Annotated in this window: 5 protein-coding genes; 2 read left to right on the top strand and 3 right to left on the bottom strand. The window is 70.4% G+C overall.

Features of this window, described 5'->3' with window-relative positions; all coding sequences use genetic code 11:
• A partial coding sequence (locus tag J1C47_RS22245) for a polysaccharide biosynthesis/export family protein (RefSeq protein WP_207353005.1) occupies window positions 1–864 on the top strand: 864 nt, incomplete at its 5' end.
• A 218-nt stretch (window positions 865–1,082) separates the two neighbouring features.
• Here J1C47_RS22245 and J1C47_RS22240 read toward each other — a convergent pair.
• The 3 genes from J1C47_RS22240 to J1C47_RS22230 form a co-directional block, all read right to left on the bottom strand.
• Window positions 1,083–1,538, bottom strand: a complete 456-nt coding sequence (locus J1C47_RS22240; protein WP_207353004.1) for a hypothetical protein — start codon at window positions 1,536–1,538, stop codon at window positions 1,083–1,085.
• Window positions 1,539–1,800: 262 nt separating this feature from the next.
• Window positions 1,801–2,820: a substrate-binding domain-containing protein gene (locus tag J1C47_RS22235; RefSeq protein ID WP_207353009.1), complete on the bottom strand. Its 1,020-nt coding sequence runs from the start codon at window positions 2,818–2,820 to the stop codon at window positions 1,801–1,803.
• A 229-nt stretch (window positions 2,821–3,049) separates the two neighbouring features.
• The gene (locus J1C47_RS22230) at window positions 3,050–3,268 is read right to left on the bottom strand and encodes a hypothetical protein (RefSeq protein WP_207353003.1); all 219 of its coding nucleotides are present in this window, start codon (window positions 3,266–3,268) and stop codon (window positions 3,050–3,052) included.
• A gap of 337 nt (window positions 3,269–3,605) precedes the next feature.
• On the opposite strand from J1C47_RS22230, the gene J1C47_RS22225 reads away from it, so the two are divergent.
• Window positions 3,606–9,086 (top strand): MG2 domain-containing protein, encoded by a 5,481-nt coding sequence (locus J1C47_RS22225; RefSeq protein ID WP_342592038.1) that lies wholly within the window; start codon window positions 3,606–3,608, stop codon window positions 9,084–9,086.
• Window positions 9,087–9,276 lie beyond the last annotated feature (190 nt).

Below are 9,276 nucleotides of genomic sequence, written 5' to 3'. Positions count from 1 at the left end.
CATCTGCCGGCCCAGCAGGTCGCCCGCGACGGCTCGATCACCATCCCCTATGCCGGGCGCATCCGCGTCGCCGGCTCGACGGCGGCGACCGTCGAAAAGCGGATCGTCGCCGCCCTGAAAGACCGGGCGATCGAGCCGCAGGCCGTCGTCGCGGTCTCGCAGGGCAATTCGACGACGGTGACGGTGACCGGCGATGCGATCGGCGGCGCCTCGGTGCCGATCCCGACCTCGGGGCTGAAGATCCTCGACCTGATTGCGAGGGTCGGCGGGCCGAAGACGCCGATCTTCGAGACCGCGGTGTCGCTGACCCGCGGCGGACGGACGGTGCAGATGCCGTTCTCCGAACTCGTCGACGATCCGACCGAGGACGTCTATGTGCGCCCCGGCGACGTCGTGCTCATGACCCGCCAGCCGCGCACCTACGTGGCGCTGGGGGCGACGGGGCGCAGCGACCAGCTGCCGCTGCAGGGCTACGAGATGTCGCTCGCCGAGGCGCTGGCGCAGGTCGGCGGGCTCAATCCGGCGCTCGCCAATCCGATGGGGGTCTTCGTCCTCAGGCGCGAGGCGGGGGCGGAGATGCTCGCCCGCTACGAGGGCGAGGCGTTCAAGCGCAGCGACCCGGGCGATCCGGAGGCGACGCGGCTGACCGGCCAGGTGCCGGTGGTCTACCGCTTCAACCTGCGCGAACCGTCCGGGCTGATCTTTGCCCAGGACTTCAAGATCCGCTCCGGCGACATGGTCTATGTCGCGACCGCTCCCTACGTCCCGGTCAAGCAGGTCTTCGACGCCTTCAACGGCCTCGTTACCCCGGCGCTCAGTGCCGTCAACACCACCACCGCCCTGTCGCTCCGCCTCAGCAAGTGATACGAGATCCGCTCGATCAGAGCGGGGCTCGTATCAAGCCCGCGCGGCGCATGAGCGTCGCTGTTTCCGGCATCACGAAGTGATTTGACGGAAACCGTATGAAGCGGGTCGCCGGCGGCGCGGCGCAATCCGCCGCGGCAAGGAGGCGCGCGGCGACGCCCGGGGCCTTCACGGCTCCGGACGCGCGCGGTGTGGTCGGATGTTTCGGCGGGCGGCGGTCAGCTTCTCGCCGGAACGATCGTGACGATCGCGTCGGCGGGATAGACCGATTCGTAGAGGACGCCGTCGCCCGGCATGAACCGCATGACGGTGCGGCCGTGGACGTCGGCGAGGACGAGCGTTCCGTCCTTTCCGGCGCGCCACTGCGAAACCCGCGCGAGTTCCGGCGAGGTGGCGCAGTCGGGCCCGATCGGCGCCGGCTCGAAGCCGCCGGTCGAGGGCCGCACGCCTGCCACCTTGCAGCTCGTGCCGGAGCGCAGGTCGATCAGCCGCATCGCCGCGGACCGGTCGTCCTCCGCCCGGATGCTGCCGACGACGGACGGGTCGAGCGAGGCGACCTTGGTTCCGCCGAGGACGTTGCCGAGATTGGCGCCGGGCTCGGGCGCGGCCTGCAGCTTGGCGATGATCATCAGCGCCGCGACGGCGGTGCCAAGGACGGTGGCCGTGAAGTTCATGGGCCTTCGATCCGTTAAAATTGCCTGAACCCGATTATCGACCCGCAAAGCTTAATCGAACGTTGCCAAGCGGCCGGCCTGGTCAGATTTCGTTATGAAATCGACGTGAGGCGCCGGCGGCACGCGCCTCGCGACGGATCGCGCGCACTCCGGCGCACGGCGTCCGCCGAGAGGCGTCGGCGCCTTCGTGAGCGGCCGGAGGATGAGGGGAGGAGCATCGCGCGCACCGACGGGCCGGCGCCCGCTCGCCGCCCGGCCGGCCTCAGCCCGCCTCCGGCGAGCCGCAGGACTGGCGGACCCGCAGATGCGGCCGGATCAGCGTCGTGTGCTCGCGCGCTTCCATGCCGGAAAGCCGCTCGAGCAGCGCCCCGGCGGCGCGTTCGCCGACCTCGCTCTGGCCGTTGGACACGGTGGTCAGCGGCGGCATGGCGATCTCGGCCTCGTCGATGTCGTCGTAGCCGACGACGGCGACGTCGACGCCCGGCCGGATGCCCTGACGGGCGAGGCCGTACATGACGCCGAGCGCGACGAGGTCGGAAAAGCAGACGATCGCCGTCGGTCGGTCCTTAATCGCCAGGAACGGGCCGGCGGAATCGAAGCCGGAATGCCGGCTGCGCGGGCCCTCGATGCGCCATTCCGGCCGGAAGGCGATGCCGCCCCGCGCCAGTCCGGCGAGATAGCCGGCCTCGCGTTCCCGCCCGGTCGAGGTCGCTCTGGTGCCGCCGATCATCGCGATGGAGCGGTGGCCGAGCGAGACGAGATGATCCACCGCCAGCCCCATGCCGTAGGCGTCGTCGCCGCGAAAGCCGAGGGCGCCCGCGCCGTCGATGGTGCGCGCGATCAGGATTGCCGGCAGGCCGTTCTCCTCCGCCAGGCGGATGTCGGCGGGCGGCGTTCCGAGGGCGGGCGAGAGGATCAGCCCGTCGGCGCCGAGTTGCAGCAGCGTGTCGACGAAGGAGCGCTGCTTCGACAGGTCGTCATAGTGGTTGCACAGGATGAAGGTCTGGCGGTTGCGGTCGAGCTCGTGCTCGATCGCCTTGAGGATTTCGCCGTAGAACGGGTTCATCACGTCGTGGACGCAGACGCCGACGATGCCGGAGCGCGAGGTCCGGAGCGATGCGGCGCGGCGATTGTAGATGTAGCCGAGCTCGCGGGCCGCCTCCTTGATGCGCTCCTTCGTGACGTCCGCGACGAGCGGGCTGTCGCGCAGCGCCAGCGACACGGTCGCGGTCGACAGCCCGAGGGCTTCCGCGATGGTCGACAATTTCACCTTCTGCGCCACGAACGCCCGCACTGCCCTTCGAAGAAACCGACCGGCGATCTATGGCAAATGCTGCGGGGTGCGGAAAGCCCCGGCTTTCCGCGCCGGCTCCGGATGCCCGTCCGTCCGGTCCGCCCGGCGGAACGCGAAAAGCCGCCCCGGGGAGGACGGGGCGGCTTTCGATGGGCGTCCGGCCGTAACGAGACGGACAGGGCCGGACGCCGGGAGGATCGTCTGCGGTGTCGCCGGCTCAGTGGCAGGACTTGACGCGCTTCCAGACCCAGATCTTGTTGCCGCACTCGTCGTAGCCGCCGAAGACCTTGATCTTCTTCCAGTGGCAGACCTTCTCGTAGCGGACGTAGTCGTAGCCGCCGTGGTGGGACTTGTAGCCGTTGGCGCTGGCGGGGGCGGAAAGGGCGGCGCCGGCAGTGACGACCGTGGCGAGGGCGATGATGGCGTTGCGGATCATGGTCGGGCTCTCCTTGGTTGACCAATGCCGGTCTCGGTGACCGATGCCCGGAGAGTGAAAGGCCGAGAGCCGTTTTTGCGCGGAAGGCCGAAAAAAAACTCGCGCCGCCGCCGCCGCCGCTGCCGCCCCTGCCGTCGCACGGATGCGGCCGGCACGGCGCCGGACGTCGCGGGCGAGGGCCGAAATGCACCTGCCGGAACGTCGCGCCGCCTGATCTTTCGGCCGCACCGGGGCCGGCGATCCGATCACCGAATGTTTTGCTTTTCCGACTAGCCGCAAATCTTGCTTCGTCGTAAGAATCCGCCCGGGGCAAAAGCTGAAACGGGGGGTCGATCCGGTGACAAGGTTCGGCGGTTTTGGTCTCGGGGTGCTTGCGATCCTCGGCGGTCTCGCCACGGGAGGCTCCGGCGCCCTGGCGCAGGCGAGCGGCGAGCGCAACGTCGTCGTCACCCGCGATGCCGATTATTTCGGCCGCGACTACGACGTCCTCAAGAACACCGATCTCGACGCCTGCTCGGCGGCCTGCAAGGCCGACCAGCGCTGCAAGGCCTTCACGCTGAACGAAAAGACCCGCTGGTGCTTCCTGAAGGAAGGGGTCGGCGAGTTGCGGCACGTCGCCGGCGCCGTCTCGGGCGAGATCGTCGCGCCCCCGCCGGTGGACGAGGCGAGCCTGAAGGCGCGGGCGAAGGAACTCGACTTCATGCCCGCGGCCGCGGTCACCTCGGCCGACCGCTACCGCCTCGAACTCGCCGGCGCCGAGCGCGACAAGGACCTCGCGGCAAGGCCGACGGCGGCTCTTTCGGGCGAGGCCGTCTCGGCTCTGACCTTTCCGGACGCCATCCGGCTCTGGCAGGAAGTCCTGAAGCGCCAGCCGCTCGACCAAGCCGCCTGGCAGGGGCTCGCCGACGCCGCGCTGGCCTTCCAGCCGACCGAATACGACCAGCAGCAGACCAACGCCAAGCTGCGCAAGGACGCGGCGGTGAACGCCTATCTGACCGCCGCCGACGATGCCGGGCGGGCGAAGGCGCTGGCGGCGGTCGCCGGGACCTATGTCGGCGAGGAGAACTGGAAGCTCGCGATCCGGGCCTACCGGCGCAGCATCGCGGCGGTCGACGACCCGGAGGTCGCGGCCCGGCTCGATTCCGCCGTCGCCGCCCACGGGTTCCGCATCAGCGAGCACACCGTCGACAACAACGCCGCCGATCCGCGCATCTGCCTGGTTTTCTCGGACCAGCTGTCGCGCAAGCTGACGACCTCGGAAAATCCCGGCGACTATCTTTCCGTCGAGGGCGGCGAGACGCTGCCGGTCAGCGCCGACGGCAACCAGATGTGCATCGACGGCGTCAAGCACGGCGAGCGCTACCGCATCGTCGCGCGGCCGGGCATCGCCTCGATCGACGGCGAGACGCTGGCCAAGCAGGCGGATCTGTCGATCTACGTCCGCGACCGCGACCCGTCGGTGCGCTTCGCCACCAACGCCTACGTCCTGCCCGCCGGCGGCAATGCGACGATCCCGGTCGTCACCGTCAATGCCGACACCATCGAGGCGAAGGTGCAGCGCATCGGCGAAAGGGGGCTGGCCGGCCTCCTGTCCGGCGAGACCTTCCTGAAGGCGCTGTCGCAGTATCAGGTCGACGACATCTCCGGCAATTCCGGCGAGGACGTCTGGAGCGGCACGGTCGCCGTGCGGCGCCAGACCAATGCCGAGGTGACGACGGCGATCCCGGTGGCCGAGATCGTCAAGGACATGCAGCCGGGGGTCTACGTGCTCTCGGCCAGGGCGAAGAACGGCCCGCAATACCAGGACACGCTGGCGACCCAGTGGTTCGTCGTCTCCGACATCGGCCTGTCGACCTTCTCGGCGAGCGACGGTTTCTACGTGGTCACGCGGTCGCTTGCGAGCGCCGCGCCGCTCGGCGACGTCTCGGTGGAGCTCGTTGCCGCCAACAACCAGATCCTCGGCACGGCCAAGAGCGACGCCGACGGCCATCTCAGGCTTCCCGCCGGCCTGATGCGCGGCACCGGCGGCGACCGGCCGGCGCTGCTCGTCGCCAGGAAGGCCGGCGACTTCGATTTCCTCGCGCTCGGCGATTCGCCCTTCGATCTCACCGACCGCGGCGTCGAGGGCCGCGCCCCGGCAGGCCCGGTCGACGTCTTCCTGACCGCCGACCGCGGCATCTACCGCGCCGGCGACACGGTGCATTTCAACGCCCTGTCGCGCAGCCCGGCCGGCGAGGCGATGCCGGGCCTCGCGCTCACCGAGATCGTCAGCCGGCCCGACGGGGTCGAGTTCTCGCGCCAGAGCGTTTCCGACTTCGCCGCCGGCGGCTACGCCTTCGAGCTCGCCGTCCCGGCGACCGCGATGCGCGGTCTCTGGAAGGTGGCGCTCCACACCGATCCGAAGCAGCCGGCGCTCGCCGAGACGAGCTTCCTCGTCGAGGACTTCGAGCCGCAGAAGATCGACTTCGACGTCGCGACTAAGGCCGATGCCCTCGATCCCGCAGAGCCGCCGACGGTCGCCGTCGACGTGCGCTACCTCTTCGGTGCGCCGGCCGCCGATCTGGAGGTGAACGGCGAGGCCGTCATCTCGGCCTCCTCCGGCATCTCCGCCTATCCGGGCTATGCCTTCGGCCTCGCCAGCGACGAGATCACCGCGACGCGCCAGGCCTTCGACGCGGTTCGCACCGACGAGGACGGCAAGGCGGAGCTGTCGCTCGCCGCCTTCGAGCCGCCGGCGACGACGCGGCCGCTCTCCGCCGAGCTGGAGATGCGGGTCGTCGACGCCAGCGGCAAGCCGGTGGAGCGGACCAGGGCGCTGCCGGTCGCCGGCTCGGCGCCGAGGCTCGGCATCAAGCCGCGCTTCGACGGCGCGGTCGCGGACGGGGCCGAGGCCGGCTTCGACGTGATCGCCATCGATGCCGCCGGCGGGCGGGTCGCCGCCCCGGCGCTCAAATGGGAGCTGAAGCGGGTCGAGATCGACTTCCAGTGGTACCAGAGCTCCGGCTCGTGGAACTACGAGCCGGTGAAGACCTCGGCGCGCATCGCCTCCGGCACGCTCGACGTCGCGAAAGACGTGCCGGCTTCCCTGTCGCTGCCGGTGGAATGGGGCGAATACGAGCTTTCCCTCGTCGATCCGGCGGGCACGGCGATCCCGGCGAGCGTCTCCTTCGACGCCGGCTGGTACGTGGCGACCCGGTCGCTCGACACGCCGGACGTCGCCAACGTCTCGCTCGACAAGCCGTCCTACCGGCTCGGCGACACCGTGAAGGTGAAGATCGAGCCGCGCTTTGCCGGCAAGGCCGAGGTCTTCGTCATGGACGAGCGGATCATCGACCGGACGACGGCGGAGATCCCGGCCGCGGGCGGCACCGTCGATCTGAAGGTCACGCGCGACTGGGGCCCGGGGGCCTATGTCGCGGCGGTCGTCTACCGGCCGATGGACCTCGGCGAGAAGCGCATGCCCGGCCGGGCGATCGGCATCGCCCATGTCGAGGTCGAGCCCGGCGAGCGGGCGCTCTCGGTGGCGATCGACGCGCCGGAGAAGATCGAGCCGCGCCGGACCCAGGAGATCGGCCTGACGATCGGCGGCGTCGCTGCGGGCGAGACCGCCTATGTCACGCTCGCCGCCGTCGACGTCGGCATCCTCAACGTCACGTCCTTCGAGCCGCCCTCGCCGAAGGACTACTATTTCGGCCAGCGGCGGCTCGGCGTCGAGATCCGCGACATGTACTCCAAGCTCATCGACCGCATGGCCGGCGCCCCCGGCACCGTGCGCTCGGGCGGTGACGCCGGGGCGAGCTACGAGAGCCCGCCGCCGATGGACGAACTCGTTTCGCTCTATTCCGGGCCGGTGGCCGTCGGGCCCGACGGCAAGGCGACGGTGGCGCTCGACGTGCCGGATTTCAACGGCACGCTGAAACTGATGGCGATCGCCTGGTCGAAGTCGGCCGTCGGCGAGGCGAACCGCGACATGATCGTGCGCGATCCGGTCGTCGTTGCGGTGTCGCGCCCGGCCTTCCTCGCGCCCGGCGACACGTCGCGCCTTGCCGTCGACGTCACCCATGTCGAGGGTCCGGCCGGCGGGGCGACGCTGTCGCTGCGCGGCGGCGGCTCGGTGGCCTCGCTCGGCGACAATGCCGAGACGAAGCTGACGCTTGCCGACAAGGGCCACGAGCGGGTGCTCGTGCCGGTGACGGCCGAGGGCGTCGGCGACGCCACCATCGAGGTGGCGCTGACCACGCCCGGCGGCGACACTTTGCGCAAGACGGTCGTCCTGCCGGTGCGCTCCAACGCGCCGAAGGAGGTCGCCAAGTCGCGGCTGACGCTCGCCGCCAATGGCGGCCGCCTCAGTCTCGATCCGCAGCTCTTCGCCGGCTACGTGCCGGGCACCGCCTCGGCGACGATCTCGATCACCGGTGCCGCCGAGTTCGACGTCGCCGGCGTCGTCCGGGCGCTCGACCGCTACCCCTATGGCTGCACCGAGCAGCTGACCAGCCGGGCGATGCCGCTGGTCTATCTCGACCAGACGATCCTTTCCGCCGGTCTCGGCGGCAGCGAGGACGTGAGGAAGCGCGTCGACACCGCGATATCGGGGGTGCTCGCCAACCAGGCCTCCAACGGTTCCTTCGGGCTCTGGGAGCCGGGCTACGGCGATCTGTGGCTCGATGCCTACGTCACCGACTTCCTCACCCGGGCGCGCGAGGCCGGCTATGCCGTGCCGGAGGAGGGCTTCATCCTCGCCATCGATAATCTGAGGAACAGCCTCGCCTATCTGCCGGAACAGCCCGACTGGGGCCCGGTCGCCTATGCCTATTACGTCCTCGCCCGCAACGGCCGCACCTCGATCGGCGACCTGCGCTACTACGCCGACAACGAGCTGTCGAACTTCCCGACGCCGCTTTCCAAGGCGCAGATGGCGGCGGCCCTGGCGCTCTACGGCGACCGGATGCGGGCCGAGCGGGTGTTCCGCGCCTCGGTGGACGACACGATGGAGCCTCGCTCCAGCCTGAGGCGATCCGACTACGGCACGGCGCTCCGCGACGACGCGGCGGTGCTGACGCTGGGGCTCGAGACCGCCGTCGACGGCGTTTCCTTCGACACGCTGGTCACCAAGGTGAACGCCCAGCGCCAGAGCCAGCGCTACACCTCGACCCAGGAGGACGCCTGGTCGCTGCTCGCCGCCCATGCGCTTCTCGGGCGCAATCCGCCGAAGCTGACGGTTGCCGGCAAAAACGTCGACGGCCCCTATTCGGCGTCGCTCGACGCCGACGGCCTCGCCGCCGGGACGGACATCGCCAACCGCGCCGACGCGCCGGTGGCGGCTGAGGTGACGATCCGCGGCGTGCCCGAGGTCGCCCCGCCGGCCTCGAGCGCCGGCTATGCGATCGCCCGCAGCTACTACACCCTCGACGGCAAGCCGGCCGATCCCGGCAAGATCGGGCAGGGCGACCGGCTGGTGGTCGTCGACGATGTGACGCCGGTGGATGCCGGTCCGGCCCGGCTGATGCTCGACGATCCGCTGCCGGCCGGCCTTGCCATCGACAATCCGGCGATCCTGCGCTCCGGCGACGTCGCGGCGCTCGACTGGCTGGAACTCGCCGGCGATGCCGCGCACACCGAGTTCCGCTCCGACCGCTTCCTCGCCGCCATCGACCAGGGCAGCGACGACACCGCGACGCGGCGCTTCGCCTATATCGTCCGGGCCGTCGCACCCGGCGAGTTCGAGCATCCCGCGGCGACAATCGAGAACATGTACGATCCCTCCCGGCGCGGCCGCACCGATGCCGGCCGCGTCACGGTGATCGGGCCGCTGAAGTGAGGCGAGGCCCTCGGCATCCTGCTGGCCGGGCCGACCGCGCAGCGCTGCCGGCTTCGGCCCGCGCGGGGAGGGGCAGAAGCACCCTCATCCTGAGGTGCGAGCCGAGCGTAGCGTTGCCGGCTTCGGCCGGCGCAGGGAGAGGCAGAAGCAGCCTTATCCCGAGGTGCGAGCCAGGAGCAGCGTTGCCGGC

The organism is Jiella sonneratiae (assembly GCF_017353515.1).
GTDB classification, from domain to species: domain Bacteria; phylum Pseudomonadota; class Alphaproteobacteria; order Rhizobiales; family Rhizobiaceae; genus Jiella; species Jiella sonneratiae.
The sequence above is the reverse complement of the archived record's forward strand: the minus strand, read 5'-3'. Positions and strand labels throughout refer to the sequence as shown.

Coding starts and splice junctions, on each gene's coding strand:
- J1C47_RS22240 (WP_207353004.1), bottom strand. CDS start 1,538: ATGAACTTCACGGCCACCGTCCTTGGCACCGCCGTCGCGGCGCTGATG.
- J1C47_RS22230 (WP_207353003.1), bottom strand. CDS start 3,268: ATGATCCGCAACGCCATCATCGCCCTCGCCACGGTCGTCACTGCCGGC.